Here is an 18,810-nt window from a genome sequence, read left to right on the forward strand (position 1 = left end):
ACACTGGGTTAATTAACAACAACTAAAACCGATACGAATTTAGTAAAGAATTAACAATAAGCAAGTAAAATGCTACCTGTCAGCATCTTAACATGTCACATTTTTGATAAAATTTCAAATTTTTGCTCTAAAACTTCGCCTTTTTCATCGATTAGCGTGAGTGTATGAGAACCTTCGGCCGGATTGACCGCCATGTGATGACTCTTTAATGTTTTGCCGATAAATGTTCCGTCGAGATGCCAGAACACGGTGACGGCCGGATTTCTATGCGCCAGATGAAATACAGCTTGGCCGGGTTCACCGTTGAGATCTCTCGGAATATACATGCGTGCATGTGGCTTTGGGTAGATAAGGTCCATCGCAGAGAGCGTCGTTTGGCTAGCGCAATCTGTCCGAAACGGCGGCAATGTTTTATAAGTAGGGTCATGTGGCCGATAATAATACTCGGTAATCGGCGGAAGCACGAACCAACTCATCGTTTCAGTTTTGCTCAATGCCTCACACGCACTGTGCACTCGAAACTTGTGGTCTTTGGTTAACTGTACGCGTTGATGATAAGGGCACGGAGAACTTTGCAAACCTTTTTCGGTAACATAAATTGTATCCACATCATCGCACCGATCTGTTGTTCGATAACCACTCTTAGCGCATACGGGAATGGCGAACAATTCTTGTTGAGGTTTTGTAAACCACCGGTCTCCTGGAAGTTGAGAAAAAATATCGAAGAGAATAGGTGCTGCTGCGTCTGTTCCTGTTAAACCCGGCCGGCCTTCTCCATCAGCGTTGCCTACCCAAATTCCTATTACGTAATCGGGTGTAACACCAACGGCCCAACCATCACGAAAGCCGAAGCTCGTTCCGGTTTTCCACGCGATTTTCTTAGCGCTAAAAAAATTCTTCCAGCCAGATTCCTCTCCCGGCCGCGACAGCTCAACCAGTGCATCGAATGTTTGATAAATTGCCCCTGCATTTAGCACACCTTTTTCTGAGAGCTCACTGTTTCGAAATGCTGTTGAATCTTGTAACAAATAAGTCAAAGGATGAAAGTCAGCTTTCGCATACTTATTCTTACCGGGATGCTCATCAAAGTTATTTAAGGTACGCGCCATCGATGCATACATACCTGTGATTTCCCAAAGGGTTCCCTCTGCACCGCCCAATATCAGTGCGAGACCATAGTGATCGGGCGGTCTTGTGAGCGTGCTCATCCCCAACGACGTTAACAGATGATGAAAGCGCTCGTATTTATACTGCTTCAATTGATACACGGCCGGAATATTTAACGATCGTATCAATGCCTGATCCGCAGCAACCGCACCGTCGTATTGCTTGGAAAAATTTTTCGGAGTGAATCCATTGATGTACGTTGGAATGTCTGGCAATATGGTTCGCGACAATATTTTTCCTTCATCCAACATCGCTGCGAATAAGAACGGCTTCAAAATACTGCCGGTGCTACGAGGCGACTGAATAATATCGACGTCATCGCCATGATAGCTTCCTGGATTGACAACGTTACCGACATACGCAAGAACATTCCCTGTTTTAACATCTGCTACAATAGCAGCAGCATTATGAATTTCATTACCCGATAAGATACGATGACGATCGGCGAGAATTTGCTCTACTCTTAATTGTAAGTCATAGTCGATTGTTGAAACTACTTTAGAACCGTTGGGATTTTGTGTCGCCGTTCGCGCAAGCAAATGACGTGCGTATTGTGGCAGTGGAAATGGTTTATCTGGTAGTGGTTCTTCCTTTGCAAGCGTGGCCGCAAGTTCATCGAGCATCTCGGCTTGATAAAGTCTATCGATCAACGCATTTCTTTTCTTAAGAAGATGATCACGATTTTTTCCCGGATGAATGAGCGATGGTGAATTTGGAAGTACGGCCAGCAACGCAGCTTCTCCCCAAGAAAGATCTTTTGCACTACGACCGAAATATCGCCAACACGCCGCATCGACGCCGACAACGTTCCCTCCAAAGGGGGCGTGGGCAGCATAAAGACGAAGTATTTCCTCTTTGGAACAACGAAGTTCAAGGCGTGTAGCCAATACCATTTCGATCGCCTTCTCAAAAATATTTCGGGACTTCCCCTTCCTTGACAGGCGAATCACCTGCATGGTAATGGTACTTGCACCACTTACTACTTCACCACGCGAAACGTTTTGTTTCACTGCCCGCGCAAAAGAAAGCGGATCAACACCAGGATGATGATAAAAACGTTTGTCTTCAAAAGTGATTAAAGCCTTGTAGAACTTGTCGGAGACTAAGTCCGTCTCTGGAAATCGCCATTGACCGTCCTTAGCAATTGATGCACTCATCAGTTTTCCATTCGACGCCTCTAGTACGGTTGAGTATGGCTCATGGAAGAGTTGTTGGGGAAGACAATAGTAAAAAAGCATGGAGCACACCAGAAAGATTCCGATATAATATTTCTTTCGCGAAATCCATCGGTAAATCTTCGGGTACTCCATGCTGGTGATATCTGGTTACTGTGTTACAGGTTTTACAACCTCAACGATCATGCCTTTCTTACGAGCATAGATCGTGTTGTCATACATTGCTTCACACGATGTAGCGGGCAAATAGAATTTACCGGCGTATGCAGCGGTGAGCATAACACGATACACGCGTTCCTCATTTACAGAAAGTCCGAAGTAAGTGTAAACGCGATCATCGCGAATATCTTGATAATCGAAGTAGCTGTTCTTCAAGAACTCTTCGTCGCCCGTCAATCTTAAATTGCTAATCTCCCACCCAGATGGGAATACTTGCGACAGCGCCATGTTTTCATACCATGACCGAATGCCCGTATGACGAACACTCACTTCGGCAACGAACTCTGTGCCTTGCTCAAGTCGTGTTACATCAACCGCGTTGCCTTTGGTATCGGTATAACGAATAGAAACACTAAGATCTTTCTGAGCATCGTCTTCCTTTCCTTGTGCTGGTGTTCCTTCTGCAATAAGACGAACGAAAAGATTCCCTTTACTCTCATTTGTAATAGATACATTTTCCTTTTTCGTTCCACTAATCGGTACAGGAATTTGTGTGACTGATTTTGCACTCATCGCATCATTCTCTTTACCCCTGAGTGTGTAAGAGAATTTAATTTCGCCACGTTGATTCAATCCGGCAAAACCAGTTACAGCTTTGAGGCAGAATGCAGTTTCTTGCGTACTCATCCAGTAATTGTAATTGCTGAGGTATTTCGATAGATCCGTGAGCACTTCAAAACCTTTCGTTTTATCGCCGAGCAAAGTGAGCGTTTCGAGGATCAACGCTTTATCGCGTACATGTGAACCATAGCTGTATCCAAGCTCGCGGTAAGTTTGAACAAGTGTAGATAGATTGGCTACCATCTTCTTAGCAGCTTCCGGTTGACCAGCTTTCGCGTACGACGCAGCGAGCATCCACACTGCTGTTGTCGACAGGTTAGGCTGTTCGCGAAGACGGTTCATTGCCCCAAGTTCTGCAGCGCCAGACAACGCCAACGTATATAGTCGATACGCTTGCATCAAGGTGGTGTTGTAATATTTGGCATCTTGCCTCCACTCAAGTGCTTTATTCTTCTGATACTTCTTCCACCGTTTCATCATGTCCTCAGGTACAAAGTATCCTTTTGCTTGCGCTTCAATTAAGAAATGACCAGCATAGCTTGTTCCCCACGCATCCGATCCTTCACTTGTACCTGGCCAATATCCGAATCCGCCATCGCGTTGTATGAAAGAACGAAGGCGTTCAATTCCCATTGTGACATTCCGCTGTATATTCATCTTCTCAGTCTCCGTAAGTTCTTTAACTTGATCAAGGTAGAGCTGCGGGAATACCGATGACGTAGTTTGCTCGATGCATCCGTATGGATATTGTATCAGATACCGTAGACGATGTCCCATGTTAATGGCTGGCATGTTCGAAACCTCGAGTATGGCCGTGTTCGTTCCGGCTATACCGATCGGCACAACTGCGCTGCTCCAGCTTTTACCTGCCTCGATCATGGTTTCACTTACCGTAGTCACTGGTAAGTTAGGATTGCGTACTTCAATTTCGATTACATCTGTCGCTTTGAAATTACCGGAAGATGCAATTACCTCAACTTTGGCGATACCGGTTTCGCTCTTTACAGCAATGTCGAAATCAACCGTGAGATCTCCTGAAGCAGGCATACTCACCGCGCGCACAGTTTCTCCTGTGACAGATAGGGGTCCCGTTGTACGCACTTCGATCTTTACATTCTTAATGCTCTTTTGTTGTGTAAAGAGGGTGATCGGAAGTTTCAATGTCTCTTCCGGCCCAAGTACGCGTGGTAATGTAGCAAGCACCATCAATGGCTTTCTCACTGGTGTTACTTTCTCTGCTTTGCCATATGCACCTTCGTAACCCGCAACAAGCATCGATTTAACAGAGCCGATATATTGTGGCATCGTGAATTTGAGTTCCTGCGACCCGCCATCGATCGTATATGGGCCAAAGAATTTTACCACGGGCTTGAATCTATTGGCACGAGCGTCATCTCCCTTCGCAGCGCCTTCACCATCACCACCAATCGAGAGCATACGTTCGAGCTGTGCACCAAAAGCGCCCATCACGTCGTCATACAAATCCCACGTGCGAACGCCAAGGGCCTCACGCGCATAAAATCTATTCCAAGCATCGGGCGTTTTGAATTTTGTAAGATCAAGAAGACCCTCATCAACAATCGCCAAAGTATATGTCATCTTTCGATTCGTTTTCTCTGATATCTTGATTTTAACTTCCTGTCCTGGTTCCAGCTCATCTGGCATCGTGATGATCGGTTCTAAATGCGAACTTGGATCTTCTACTCTGAAATATGAAACGCCATACAAACGGATTGGTCTGTCGTTCTTCGTTTGCGCGTGCGGCTGAAGGAACGATACATTCACGTAAGCATTGGGTGACATCTCCGCCGTTGTCTCAAAGCTGTATTTCGTATCACCTGAAGTTTCTACCCACTCTGTACGAACAACCTTGCTACCATTTTCAATACTTACCAATGCACGGCCACCTGCGCTTCCAGGTATAGTGATATTTACTTTTTCACCAATCTTATAAACTTGCTTGTCGGTTTTAAAAGAAAGTAAGTTAGCGGCTCCTGTTGCGCCTTGATTCTGCGCGCGGCTATACCAGCCCGGTTCGTCAACATATAAAGTGTTGCCGGTAGTATGTCCTGATGCTTCATCTACAATTCGGACAAAATATCTACCATAGTCGTCTTTGCCGGCTTTCATTTGGAAAGACCATGCACCTTTTCCATTGATCGTCTTCACTTCACCTTTGCGAACAACATACGACGCGTGGCCTGTCACGTAACTTGCTAGATCGCCGTAAGAGTTATCCCACCACCAGCGCGAATCAATTTTGTACATGGTTATCGAAAGATTGCGCGAAGTTGGTCTTCCTTCGGCGTCGAGTGTAGCGATGTCAATCGTGTGTGATTTATCGAAATACAGAATATTGCTGTATTGTTCACCTTCCGGAAGTTTTAGTCCGACATACGATTCGTAGGGCGAATACGGTAGACTGATACGATCGATGCTAAAGTTACCGCTTTCTTCGAAAACTTTTCCGCGGAACACAGCGGTCATTAATCCCGGTGCACCAGACGCAAGTTCGCCGAGGTTAACGTTCACGTCGAGTTTCCCTTCCTCGTTAGTAGATTGATCAATCACCGTTTGAGGTGTACTTGAATAATTGCGTGACGGATCTTCGAAAGTATATTCTTCAAATTTTTTAAATGACGTATAGGAAGGAGACAGCAACACATCGAATTCCGCTTTAAGATTTCGACCTGGGGCACCGTGAAGCCATTTCACATCAAGCGTACCGGTTGCAACATCACCTTTCAGTTTATCCGTACCAAAATCCAAATTGATTTTTAGACGATTCGGTTTGATGGTTTCTATTTTCAAGTTCTGCGAAAATTCTGTTCCGCCAACCTTGATGCGCCCTGTCCAATTACCCGTAGGTGCATCTGCTGCCGTCGCCGTCGCAAAAGAATAAAATCCATTCTCCGATGTCGATTTGACGAGCCTATTTACGATTTGTCCCTGTGGGTTCTGCAATTCGAATACAACGGGGTGGGTAGGCGGCAGGACCTTATTTTTGTCTTCGAGAATGAACGTGAGGTAGAGAGAATCACCAGGACGCCATACGCCACGATCGCCATAAATGAATCCTTTGAGTCCTTCCTGGAGAACTTCGCCAGAAACATCAAAGTTGCTTAAAGAAAGAGACTCGCCATCCTGCAACTTCAAGTAGCCTCGCTGTAATCCACTTTTCGCAATCAGTGCAAAAGGTTGTTCTTTAGATTTTAGTTCAGCTTTTCCTTCTGCGTTGGTTGTTGCTGTTCCAATCAATTGTTGATAGTAGTCATACAAATCGACTTGAACATCGGCAATGGGCTTTGCTGATTTGAGATCCGTAACAAATACAATTGTCTTTCCATCGTTGCCGCGCTTGGATGTAATGCCGAGGTCTGATGCAAGAATGTTTTTCTTAATAGCACGACCACCGTAGTAGTACGATGAATGACATGGGTTATCGCGTTCTTCCCAATCATAGTCATCGTAATAATAATAATCGTCTTCATAGTATCCGCCTTCATATCCATAGTCTGCTGACTCATCTTCAAAGTATGTCTGATTGTCTTCCTCCGTTTCTTCACCGTCGCAGTTGTACACAGAATATGCTTTCTTGAAATTCAATTTAACTTGATAAATGGCGCCAGGTTCTGCATTGATCAAGGTGGTGAGGTCAAGGGTGAAGCGATTCCATCTACCTAGGTCTGCAACGCCGGAATTCTCAAGCGAAATAGTTTTCTTCAGGACCTTCTTACCAACGCGATAGAGCTCTTGATCGGAGCCCAAATTGTTTACTTGGAAAAACTGGAGAATATTGTTTTCAAAAACACGCGTGATGGTCACATCTACGGATTTAAGATTGACGGCTTCAAATGGAAGTACTAGGCCGTCAGTACTCGGAAGAATTGAACCGTCGCCGGTAAATTTCACCAGTGGTGCAAGCTGTTCGAATACAACTTCTGCGGTGGTTGTATTCTTCATTTTATAGTCAAGAATATTTCTGACACCAGATTCTATCGTAACAGTCTTCGTTCCAGATTGCCGTGTATCTGGGTAGACCCATATCTCATTATCATGAACGTCGAAGTCTAGTCCGCCCAACCCGGCGATGGTGATCAATCCGTTCAGGTCTTGTTTCTCCTTGAGTGGGTCTGTGAATTGCAACACAACGTACTGGGTAGGGTTTTGAACAACCTTTGCTGTTACTAATTTGAAATCACTAAGCGAAGGAATTTCAATTTCTTGATCTTGATTTCTTTCGACACCTACCGGATTACCCTTAATAGCAAGGGAGACTTTCGATGCTTCATCTTTACGTGAAACATCTTCCACAATGAAGTTGTGTTGTTTTCCTTCTGCGCCGTGTGTCCAGCTTACTTTAAGGTTTTTTCCTTCTTGAAATGAAGAGATCATTTGTTCTACGGCAGTGCCCTCAGCAAAATCGGCCGTTAACAAGGTGCCTTCAATTTTCTGACGTTTTAGTTCCGTTTTAACATAAGGTTTGATATTGTCGATGGAGACCTCAAAGTTCTGCGCCATTACCTGGAAAGAGTACTCAAAAGTCTTTAAGTCGGCGGGAACTTCTTGAAGTTTGGACAAATGAAACTTAGCTTCATAGGCTTGCCCAGATTTCAACCGCTGTGAGGGTTTGAATTCGACGGTGTTTTTATCTAGCCATACCGTTGTACCGCTAATGGTCGGTTGAAATGAGAATAAGTCGACGGACGTTTCTTTACCGATAAGGGTTGAATCGACGGCGTCTTTGGTCAAGATAATTCGGATTGATGATCCTGATGAAATAACGCCAGCGGTGTAGGATGAAATGTATTCACCGAATGCGGGGTTAATGTAACTGGGGGCGGGCTTACTACTTTGGATTTTTGTGTAAAAGAAAAACGCGAGTGCGATGATTCCGATGGCGCCGGTACCGATCGCAATTTTCTTCCAAGGCATGCTTTTCATGGGTGTAACTGTTAGGGAGGTGTAATTTGTGACAATATAACGGATTGCAAATGTAAAAAATGATACAAATAGCCGGAAAAATCAGGTCTGGATTTGCCTTAGTTTTAAGGTTAACTTAGAGGGAAATTTTATCATGGAAATGAAACCGATATCGCTACTTCTGGTCGATGATCAGCAGTTGTTCCGCGAAGGGCTGGCACTCATCCTGAAGCAACACTACCCAATGTCAAAATTACACCATGCTGGAAGCGGACCCGAGGCATTGAAGATGTTAAAACTCCATAAGATTGACATTATCTTACTCGATATCGGCATGCCTGAAATGAATGGCGTGGAAGCAGCGCAACAAATTCTGAAAGATTTTCCGGAGACAAAGATATTGGTATTGACTCAGTACCACGGCGAAGCCATGATCATGCACCTCGTGCAAATCGGTGTACACGGATTCTTATTCAAGAATAGCGGCTCGAGTGAAATCTGCCTAGCAATTGAGAAAATACTTGCCGGCGAACAGTTCTTCCCAGCCACCATTTCGCCTGCGTTGATTAAAAAGACACCTGTGAAGCTTAATCCAACGATAACCTTCAACAAGCGCGAAGCAGAAATATTACTTTTCTTGAAAATGGGACGCTCAAGTAAAGAAATCGCAGAGCGAATGAACCTGAAAGAAAACACGGTGAACAGCTATCGCGAAGACATGCTTCAAAAAACGAAGACGCGTAACGTGGCCGAGCTGATCAGCTACGCTTATCAAAATGGTGTACTGGGTTAATCAGGCGTTGTAAACTTCTTTTGTAGTTTCCGCTGCGCCAAGTTTTAGCTCGATTATCGTACGTAGACCACGCGAAAGCTCTTCCTTTTTCAGTTTCGCGCCAATCACATTGGCACGCTTGATCATGTTGATAGAACCCTGTCCAGAAGTTTGCTGTTCGTAGTCCTGGCGTTTGTATCCTGAGCCGTCATCTTCAACGGTAACCGTAAGTTTTTCATCGTCCCAATGAAGTTGGACTGAAATGTTCCATGCACCAGAGTGTTTAATCGAGTTTGTCAGTAACTCTTGAACGATGCGGAATATGTTGAGCTTCTGCTTTTGTGTAATCGGCGATGGGGTGCCACTCTGCACAAAATGCATGTGAGTACCTTTCAATGCATCCAACTTATTACACAACTCGCGAATGGCAAACGTAAGATTGACCTTTTCAAGAAAATTGGGCGAAAGATTCCAAACCGTATTGCGAATGGTCTCAATCGTAACATTCAAATTCTTCTTAACGGTAAGCAATTTTGCTTCAATATGCGGCGGAAGTACCTCAGCTTCACGCGTAACGAGTTCAAGGTCTAGGTGAATAACGCTTAATAGTGTGCCCAATTCATCATGGAGATCGCTAGCAATACGTTGTCTGTCATGTTCGATGAGTTCATTAACTTTCGACCAGGGCACGAGATCGATGGTAAGAAGCGTCTTCGCATCATACATTCTCTTTAGTGTTAGATATTTATGCTTTCCTTGCCAATAGATAATCAATGCTACAACAAGGGATGTACCGAGTGCAATTAGAATGCAATTAATATATGAAACCATAATGCCAACTGATAAAGCAATTGTAATTTAATACGGAGTTTCGCTAAAAGTAACATGCCATGCGAATAATTTGGATTATCACCTTCACTATGTTGCAAAGTGCATCTTTCAAAAGTACACAACTACTTCATCAACGTGTAAAAAGCGCCTACGCCGAAAAGGAGGATGTTGTGAAAAAATATTTCGAAGAGAAAAAACTTGCACCACAAGGCTACAGCATCTTTATGCGCGCGTTCAAGCAAGAAGAAAAGTTAGAGGTTTGGGTAAAGTATAATAACACGGCTTACACTTTATTGCATACGTACGAAATTTGTTCGAGCTCTGGTGTGCTCGGTCCAAAACGAAAGGAAGGAGATGCACAAGTTCCCGAAGGCGTATATCAGATTAATCATTTCAATCCGCAAAGCAATTTTCACCTTTCGCTGGGATTAGACTACCCGAATGCCTCGGATAAAATACTGTCGGACCGGAAAAGTCCAGGTAGCGCCATTTATATTCACGGAAACTGTGTTACGATTGGATGCATTCCAATAACAGACGACAAGATCAAAGAGTTGTACATTCTTGCCGTTGAAGCGCGGAACAATGGACAGAAAAAAATCCCAGTACATATCTTCCCCAGACAGCTCAGTGATACCAATCTTGCCCAACTTACCAGTGCTAATGCCAGTCATGCATCGTTCTGGAAAAACCTTCAAATGATCTATCGCGATTTTGAAACAACGAAAAAACTGAAATCAATTAAGGTAAATGAAAAGGGAGAATACTATTTCTAGCATCCTCCCTTCATCGATATTTACTAAGCGCTACTTTACTTTCTCTAACACGAGTGTCACTTTGTTAAAATCTGCAGCGGCATTAATCACTTTGCGGTAGTCTTCATATCTCGCGAGCGGCGCATAAATCTGTTTGTAATATTCGTCGATTTTTATCTCAAGCGCATTTCCATTGAGTGAATACGATGAATGAAATAAAAACGGCTTTTCGTTTTTATCTAGATATGCCACGTCGAAATTTAGGTCATTCAAATTCTTGAATGAATAGCCATCCGGAATTTTCACTTTAATAACACGAGCGTATCCACGGTTGTAATCATTTTCGATATCGGTGACACGCTCATCATCGCGATACATTTCCGATTGTGGACCTATCAGTTGCCCTACCTTAAACAAAAATCTTGGACCTGCTTTCTCAATAAAATGCGTCGAGTGATAGGTTGTTGTGATATCAAAACTCAATACATCTTTTCCGTCATCCACCTTTGCTTTCCACGTTTTTATAGTGGCATCAGGCGCGATGCCTTTTGTTAATTCGTCGATCAATTTAGTGCGCTGTTCTTCTGTCATCACATTGTAATAAGGTGCGATGTAAATGGCATTATAGCCGCTGAAAGAACGCGTGTGGTCGACGATAACAGTAGAAAAATCATCGCTGAAACTTGCATTGATGTCCATGTTATCCACATTCAACTGATAATCGGCAGCTGGAATGTCTTGCACAGAACCGAGGGCGGACTTCAAATCACCCATTACAAAAGGCTCGATAAACAAACCTTTTTGCGAAGTAAATTGTGACGGTACCAACGGATAACGCGATTCAAAAGAATATGGCGCTAGAAATCCCTTCGTATCTGGAAAATATAAGATATAATCATCGAGATATCCCCAGCTATCAAACCCTGCATCAAACTTTGCATTTTCGCGGCTACAAGTAACTACTGGGTAGCAATTGATTTTAAGTTTTGTAAACAAAGTCATGAATAGCTTGGTGACGCCTTCACGGGATGCAATTTTGTATTTCAGTATCGACTCAATCTTCGACAGATTCTCGTCCCCTCTCTCCGTGTTGACTTGAATCGTTGTTTTAATTTTCGATTCAATTTTCCGGATGCGCACTTCCGTCTTATCCGAAGGATTATCGCCTAACGTTTTGATAAATTTCTCTAGGGCCTTCTCGTCGTCCTTGCTGTTCTCAGAGAGTACGTTATAAAATTTCTTCGCGGCGTCATCCCAGGTGTACAACCGCGCTTGCGAACGCGCCGTATTATAGGCCAACTTAAATTCTATTCTTTTACGATTAGCATCGTAATTCGAGTAGGATTCTTCTTTCATTGGCGAAACGTTCGTCATCGATACACGGTATACATTCTTTTCCTCATCTTCTTTTTCCTGCTCTTTAACTGATTCATACCCGTTGTACGACTTAAAATCAAACTTCAAATGCTTTGGACAACTTAACATAAACGAGCTATTCTTGATCACAACATCGGATTGCATGTACGCGCGTTCAAAAAGCCCAGGATACATTTTGCGCGTATAATAATATTCGATTTCGCTGCCCATCTCAACGCCTTCAATCGCAAATATGCGATACGCGTTTCCGCTCTCTTCTTCCTTCAACTCTTTCAAATTACTTTTATCGAAGTATACTGACTTGCCGTCTTTGTTAATGGCACGCGCCTTTAAGTCCACTAGCTCCAACGCATTGTTCATCGAAATTACAATACGATTATGTTTCTGAATTGCTTCATTGCTGTTGACGTAGATTATACGATGCGTTGTCGAATACATGAGAAATGCCTCGTCGATGAAAACATATTCATACTGCACGTGCTGCTTCAAGATTAACTCCGTCAGCGATTCTTCCTTTGGCGTCAGTGTAAATCGCGCCCGCGTTTTTTCCCACTCGTATGTTGGATTGTTCGCCAACGCTATCGCCGACACCAAACACAATGCAAAAGCAGATACTATACTCTTCACGCTCATTTCTTTTTCAGGATAATAGATTCTCGATAAGCTTCACTTACTTTCTTCACGGCATCGTTCCATTCTTGAAACGAAGAAGGATTCATCATCAGATAGTTTACATAAAACTTCTTTGTGAATAATATTTTTCCAGGCAAACTCTGGTACGTCATATCGTATCCAACCAAGTCTGCATGATGGGTAGCATTTGGTGGTAGATAGTCAATCACATAATCATCAGGAATGGCGAGCTCAACGACTTCATATTTCACGTATTGATACTCGTTATCCTTCGGCGCTTTACGCGTTTCAACGTTGATGTATGTATTATAAAAGTCTTTGTTGAGATTTAGATTGATGTACATCTCTTCGCCCAACTTTTGAAAATAGTCAGCCACGCGGAAGGTGTAGTTGATCTTCGTTGTTTTATCGCGGTCCTCTAGATCGCCCAGTGAATATGTATCTAGGTAAAATTTATTACTTCCCTTCCCTAACAACCTGGTAACATAACGTTTTACATGGTCTTGTTCAGCGCGGTCTAGTTCGTAGCCACCAAATACTTTTGAGTATCCCGACAGCTCACTTCGTCCAGTTCCCACCAGTTGGGTGCCTTCAATTTTGATGGACATCGAATCTGTCATCACACTTCGATCCATACTCATCACAGGAACTTCTTTGACTTCAAATTTATTTTCATCAATAGAAATGAGTGCTTCTTTTCCTTGAATCATTGATGACGGGAGACCGAATGCTGTGTGATCACTTGTTGCATCGAGAAAATAATATTTACCGTCAGCGGCAACGTAAGTCGCGATCATGTGATTATCAACCAATGGTGTCGGTACCTTTGTATATCGATACGGAAGGTCACGCGTGCCGATCCACGTGTGGTATGCTTTAACATTTGCGAGCTTAAGCATATTCACAATAAGGTTGGCCATGTCCTTGCAATCGCCATATCTTTTTTCACAGATGTACGATCCATTGTGCGGAATAAGTCCTCTCATACCTTGTTCAAAAGCAATGTATTGGATATTGGTTTGAACCCAATAAAATACATTCTTCACGAGATCCAATTCATTCTTACTGCTGGCTTTTATCTTTTCAACAATAGATGTTAGCTCTGGAGATGATTCTTTGTTGAGGTCTTTGATGAAAGTATAATACCACCTATAGAGATCATTCAAATCAGATAACACATTGACCTTTCCCTTTTTTGTCTCGAATGATTTCACGTAACAAACGACATGAGGCACATAATACCTCGCCGATGGACTATTGTCTTCACTCTTCGACGCAGGCATATTTTCCGCAAACCACTCGTAGGTGACGATGCCTCCTTTTTCAGATTTCTTGAATTGAACGAGCTTATTCGGGTCGTTCATTACCTCATAGAAAAGCGTGACATCTTTTGAAGCCTTTACGATGAAAGACGACTTCACCTGTGGTAAATAACTTTGAAAAACATAACCTGACAGAAATTTAGGGTCGCGAATATTTTCCGTGTATTCCAGTTGCGTTCTATTGCGCAATGCGACAGATGGAAAATCGAACGAATAGTAATATGAGTCATCATAAAAAATACCACGATCACGATCACTATTTTTCTTGAAGCTCGTCACATCCATTTCTTTGTAACGATTTTTATCCCAAACCAAAGTCCTTGCTTTAAGATTATTCACTTGCGTGAAATGTGAACCGTAAACCCTTCTTCCTGATAAAAATTCCGTTTGATCTTTAAGGTGCAAAACATCTTCTTTCACGTCAGAAAATACTTGAAGTGAATCTGCTTTGATAACGATGTTCTGTATCTCTGATCGATTCACAAATATGGCGGCTTCATCTGGAAATTTACTTTTGAATTCCTGCCATACATCACTCGATTGTCCAAAGGTGGACATCACAACCATCACAAACGACAGTGACAAAAACGTTTTTTTCATAATTCCCTCCTTGCCTGCGGACACAAGCGCTTTATTTTGACATTCCATTCCAAAGATTATACTCCTTCGCCTTTACGCCTTTGTTGTACAAGATTGTCTTTCCATTCTTGATGCCTTCCTTGTAAGTAATCGTTTTAAGCAGCGTGCCATCTTCGTTAAAATATGTAACCACGCCATCCAATTCATCCAACTTATACGCCCCCTTTACGCGAGGCTTCCCATTTTCATAATAGAAAACGAATGGACCATCATACTCGCCTTCGTTAAATAAATATTCCTGATAAGTATTACCCGTAGGGTAGTAATATTTGCGTGGACCTTGCAGCATTCCGTTAACATACTTCTCTTCAAAAGCCTTTTTTCCAGACGGATAATAAAACGTTATCAAATCGTTTCCAGTATACTTCTTCCACTCTCCGAATTCATTATTAGTACCTAATCCACGATAGGCAATAAGGTCACCATCTTGGTAGTTTTTTTGATACAATGGATTTCCATCGGGGCCGTAGTAAGTCGTTATGCCATGTCGATCGTCATCAACGAAATTCCCTGATGATGATACCTTTCCGTTAAAATGGTAGTATAGCCACGTGCTGTCCATCGAGTCGTTGTAATAGCGACCTTCTGAATCACGCTCCCCCATTTCTCCTTTGTACTGCCAAATTCCATGTTGATTTCCGTTGAGGTATGGACCGGTCGCCATGAGAACACCATCAACACTTTGAGATTTATATAGCCCATGACGATTGCTGCCTAGTAATGGATATTGAAAAGCTAATTTTCCATCATCGAAAGTGAACTCTACTTTGTCTGAGTATGCACCACCGACGAGAATAGCGCGCGTCTTTAATTTTCCATTCGAATAAAACGCTTCATAGCGTTGCTTATCACCATCATTACTTTTTTTGGTGATATTATTTTGTTGTTCATCAAACCAATTGATATCAACTATTTTATCTTCTTGGTAAGTTAATTTTCGAACAGGCTTTCCGTCGACGTTATAATCAACATAGTCGCCACGATAATCATCGTTCAAATAATAGCCTTCCCACTTAGGCGCGCCATCTCTAAAGTAACCTCGCCATTGCTGTTGGCGCTTATCATGTTGAAACCAACCCTCCTCCATTACGCGACCATCCTGATAAAAAAGCTGATAATAACCGTCGAGGTCATTGGCTACATAATTCGCAACAGACTTAATTTTTCCATTCTTAAAATAGGTGGTTTCTTTTCCGCTTTTGTCACCCGCCGAAAGGTTCACCTCGCGTTGTAGTTGGCCTGTTTGATAGTAGAATTTCCACAGCCCTTCACCTTTACCATTCTTGAAGGCGCCTTCACCTTGAAGTGCTCCTGAGAAATAAAACGACTTGGCTTTAAAATTTCCTTTATCATTCGCGAACGTGCCTAACGTTTTTCCGTCTTGATCGAAATACGCGATGCCCACAAGCACATCGCTTTTAAATGTATTGACATTATGCTTTTTCTCGTTTACGTATGTTGTTTGATCGCCCTGAACCTTTCCTTCCTGATCGTAATTTCCTTCCTCCTTCAAGCTTCCGTCAATATTGTAGAACTTCCAACTACCAACGCGCTTACTATTTTTATATGTGCCAACTTTGTCAAGCTTTCCATTCATGAAATAATACTTCCACTCGCCATCATCGTTGTCATTCAAATAGCCTCCCGTTGCACGCAATTTCCCATTGGCGCTATACTGAACATAAGGACCGCTTCGCTCACCATTTTTATAGATAATCTTGCTGAACAACACACCGTTTTGAAAATAACTCAGTGACTCCCCTTCTAACTTTCCATCGACATAGTTGAAAGTCTCATCGATTACGCCTCCTGGGAAAAATATTTCTACTTTACCATGACGCTTTCCATTTTTGTATGTTGCCTTTTCTTTGAGTTCACCTGTAGGAAAATAAATTTCCACTGCTCCATCTACTAAATCATTTTTCAGAAAATAATGTTTTTCCTTTTTACCTGATTCGAAGTAATAAGTACGCTCGCCAGACTTCATATCAACAACAGATGACAGCTTCCCGGAATCATGATAGTAATTCCAGATACCGATTTTTTCACCATTTGTGTTGTAAGATCCTTCCGCCGATTTCTCACTATTGCTGTAAAAATACACCCAACGGCCTACACGCTTGTCGCCACTTTCATCACCAAGTGCTTCGACAGATCCATCGTCGTAGAACCATGCTTGTACCGGTTTATCAAATCCAAGCTGCGGAACCACCAAACGTTTTCGACTCTCTTTCAAAGCATCGGACGCAAAGTTGATGTACGCATCGATTGTCTTGCTGTTTTTCTTTCGCCACTTTTTAACATCGTCGTTGTTCGCGGAGATGAGGATGGTATATAGAAATGGTTCTTCGTATTTACGTTCAACAATACCTTTATAAGTTTTCAAATAATGATTCAACCACCGATCGTCTCCCTTGTCTTGAATCATCGATAGCTGCTGTAGGAACAATTCATACTGCTGTACAACAGGTACTCTTAGTGGCATCTTCGTTTTAAAATCTGATTCGGTGGCAATTTTTGCACGAATCACCTGGTCTAATTTTTCGCAGTTGTTTACATCAAAACCCGGTATAGTGCCTTCGTCTTGCGTAAGTTGGTTGGATAGAAATTTATCCATTAACACAAGGCGCTCGTTGTCGTTTGTGTAAATACTGAGATATATACCCATGGCCATCATCGCGTGCACTTTCCTGCCTTGGCTAATGGCCATGCGTGCTAAATTTAAATGACTGCCACCATGAAAAGGTTTAATTGCCAACGTTTTGAAAAAGCAGTCCATCGCTTTCTCGTATTCCTTGTGATTGTAGTAGGTGATGCCAAGATTAAAGATGAAGCTATGATCGAGTGGGTATTCTAGTTGCGCTTTTTTAAAGGCCTCGACAGATTTTTCATATTGTCCTGCGTGATCAAGAGCAATTGCGTTTGACCTCACCAAATGATTTCTGTAGTGTTCAAGCGTAGGTTGTTTCAGTGCAAGCTCACAGGTCTCGATAGCTTTCTCAGGCTTCTTTAGTGCGATGTACGTGAGCGCCAATTCGCTAAGCATCTTCACGTAGTTTGTGTCTCGTGCAGGGATCGTCTGATACAGTTTTACAGCCTCGTCAAACTTACCAGAATCGTAGAGCGTTTTTCCTTTTTCGATGACTTCACCCGAGTGAATAAGGGGGATTGTTGTTTGGGCGTGGGAAAAAGGCGTAAAAAAAATGGCCATTGCCAGCAACAGGAGGATACGCATAGGGGTAAAAAATTGTCTATCAAAATAAGAAAATATTCCCCTTACGCAAATGAGCCACAACGCAAATGTTGTGGCTCATTCTAACTGGTGTAAGAACTAGACGCGTTCAGCAACTTTATTCATCACCGTCGTCTGAATTTGAATTGACTCTTGGTGGATAAGCTTTAGCAACTCGGCCGTAAACTCTTCGTTGAGACCCATCGCTTTTCCAAGCTTAATGCGTGTTTGAATGATTTCTTCCCAACGTGACACTTGGAGGATCGTCACATTGTTTTCTTTCTTGTATTGTCCGATCTTCTCGGAGATCTTCATACGTGACGCAAGTTTTTGCATGATTTCGTCATCTAACTGGTCAATTTGATCACGAAGGATGCTCAGCGTGTCTTTGAACGTCTTGTTATCAGAAGAAACACTACGAACGACGAGGCTATCAACAATTTTACCGAGGACCGCTGGCGTTACTTGTTGTTTCGCATCGCTCCACGCAGCATCTGGGTTGATGTGACTTTCGATCATCACACCGGCCATATCAAGGTCAAGTGCTTTTTGTGAAATCATAGCGATCAATTCGCGATTACCAGCGATGTGGCTTGGATCGCAGATGATATCAAGATCGGGAATACGCGTTTTTAGTTCGATGCCCAGATCCCACATTGGTGCATTTCTGAAAGGGCCTTTTTCGAATGACGAGAATCCACGGTGAATCGCGGCCAGCTTCGTGATACCCGCTTTGTTAAGACGCTCCAAACCGCCAATCCATAACTCTAGATCCGGGTTGATTGGATTTTTAACCATCACCGGAATGTCAACACCTTTCAAAGCATCGGCAATTTCTTGCACCGAGAAAGGGTTCACCGTTGTACGTGCACCGATCCAAAGAATATCGACACCCGCTTTCAAACATGCATTTACGTGAGCCGCGTTTGCAACTTCAGTTGTGATTGGCAAACCTGTTTCTTTCTTTGCTTGCGCGAGCCACTTCAGACCTTCTTCACCGGCACCTTCATACTGACCTGGTCTTGTGCGCGGTTTCCAAATACCAGCGCGAAGTGCATGAACCTTTCCGGTTGCAGCAAGTTGTTTCGCAGTGGTGATCATTTGATCTTCTGTCTCTGCGCTGCATGGTCCGCTGATGATGACAGGCTTACTGGCTGTTGGTAGCCAGGTCGAAATTGATTGAAGTTGAAGTACGTTTTTCATG

Annotated in this window: 9 protein-coding genes; 2 read left to right on the forward strand and 7 right to left on the reverse strand. The window is 43.0% G+C overall.

Annotated elements, in window-relative coordinates; genetic code table 11:
- Positions 1-95: 95 nt before the first annotated feature.
- Positions 96-2,477: a penicillin-binding protein 1C gene (gene pbpC, locus DQQ10_RS19420; protein ID WP_112748585.1), complete on the reverse strand. Its 2,382-nt coding sequence runs from the start codon at positions 2,475-2,477 to the stop codon at positions 96-98.
- 15 nt (positions 2,478-2,492) lie between these two features.
- Complete coding sequence (locus DQQ10_RS19425; RefSeq protein ID WP_112748586.1) at positions 2,493-8,066, reverse strand: alpha-2-macroglobulin family protein; 5,574 nt, start codon at positions 8,064-8,066, stop codon at positions 2,493-2,495.
- Positions 8,067-8,205: 139 nt separating this feature from the next.
- On the opposite strand from DQQ10_RS19425, the gene DQQ10_RS19430 reads away from it, so the two are divergent.
- Complete coding sequence (locus tag DQQ10_RS19430) at positions 8,206-8,838, forward strand: response regulator (protein WP_165824016.1); 633 nt, start codon at positions 8,206-8,208, stop codon at positions 8,836-8,838.
- On the opposite strand, the gene DQQ10_RS19435 is transcribed toward DQQ10_RS19430, so the two are convergent.
- Entirely contained in the window at positions 8,839-9,648 is an 810-nt protein-coding gene (locus DQQ10_RS19435) for a sensor histidine kinase (RefSeq protein ID WP_112748588.1), read from the reverse strand. It lies immediately after the preceding gene.
- Between the two features lie 59 nt (positions 9,649-9,707).
- Here DQQ10_RS19435 and DQQ10_RS19440 point away from each other — a divergent pair, with 59 nt between their 5' ends.
- Positions 9,708-10,424, forward strand: coding sequence for a L,D-transpeptidase family protein (locus DQQ10_RS19440; protein WP_112748589.1), 717 nt, complete (start codon positions 9,708-9,710; stop codon positions 10,422-10,424).
- A gap of 30 nt (positions 10,425-10,454) precedes the next feature.
- Here the strand turns inward: DQQ10_RS19440 and DQQ10_RS19445 are convergent, their stop codons facing one another.
- The 4 genes from DQQ10_RS19445 to DQQ10_RS19460 all read right to left on the reverse strand — a co-directional run bounded on the left by DQQ10_RS19445 (position 10,455) and on the right by DQQ10_RS19460 (position 18,809).
- Positions 10,455-12,407, reverse strand: coding sequence for a DUF3857 domain-containing protein (locus tag DQQ10_RS19445; protein ID WP_165824017.1), 1,953 nt, complete (start codon positions 12,405-12,407; stop codon positions 10,455-10,457).
- Between the two features lie 2 nt (positions 12,408-12,409).
- Entirely contained in the window at positions 12,410-14,335 is a 1,926-nt protein-coding gene (locus DQQ10_RS19450) for a transglutaminase-like domain-containing protein (protein WP_165824018.1), read from the reverse strand.
- Positions 14,336-14,366: 31 nt separating this feature from the next.
- Positions 14,367-17,609, reverse strand: coding sequence for a toxin-antitoxin system YwqK family antitoxin (locus DQQ10_RS19455; RefSeq protein ID WP_112748592.1), 3,243 nt, complete (start codon positions 17,607-17,609; stop codon positions 14,367-14,369).
- Between the two features lie 96 nt (positions 17,610-17,705).
- Entirely contained in the window at positions 17,706-18,809 is a 1,104-nt protein-coding gene (locus tag DQQ10_RS19460; RefSeq protein ID WP_112748593.1) for a chorismate mutase, read from the reverse strand.
- Position 18,810: the final 1 nt, after the last annotated feature.

Origin of the sequence: Pseudochryseolinea flava, from assembly GCF_003286915.1 — a bacterium.
In the GTDB taxonomy this organism is placed as follows: domain Bacteria; phylum Bacteroidota; class Bacteroidia; order Cytophagales; family Cyclobacteriaceae; genus Ohtaekwangia; species Ohtaekwangia flava.

What these genes read in the sequence shown, in the direction of transcription:
- pbpC (WP_112748585.1), bottom strand. Translation starts at nt 2,477, where the DNA reads ATGGAGTACCCGAAGATTTACCGATGGATTTCGCGAAAGAAATATTAT.
- DQQ10_RS19425 (WP_112748586.1), bottom strand. Translation starts at nt 8,066, where the DNA reads ATGAAAAGCATGCCTTGGAAGAAAATTGCGATCGGTACCGGCGCCATC.
- DQQ10_RS19430 (WP_165824016.1), top strand. Translation starts at nt 8,206, where the DNA reads ATGAAACCGATATCGCTACTTCTGGTCGATGATCAGCAGTTGTTCCGC.
- DQQ10_RS19435 (WP_112748588.1), bottom strand. Translation starts at nt 9,648, where the DNA reads ATGGTTTCATATATTAATTGCATTCTAATTGCACTCGGTACATCCCTT.
- DQQ10_RS19440 (WP_112748589.1), top strand. Translation starts at nt 9,708, where the DNA reads ATGCGAATAATTTGGATTATCACCTTCACTATGTTGCAAAGTGCATCT.
- DQQ10_RS19450 (WP_165824018.1), bottom strand. Translation starts at nt 14,335, where the DNA reads ATGAAAAAAACGTTTTTGTCACTGTCGTTTGTGATGGTTGTGATGTCC.
- DQQ10_RS19455 (WP_112748592.1), bottom strand. Translation starts at nt 17,609, where the DNA reads ATGCGTATCCTCCTGTTGCTGGCAATGGCCATTTTTTTTACGCCTTTT.
- DQQ10_RS19460 (WP_112748593.1), bottom strand. Translation starts at nt 18,809, where the DNA reads ATGAAAAACGTACTTCAACTTCAATCAATTTCGACCTGGCTACCAACA.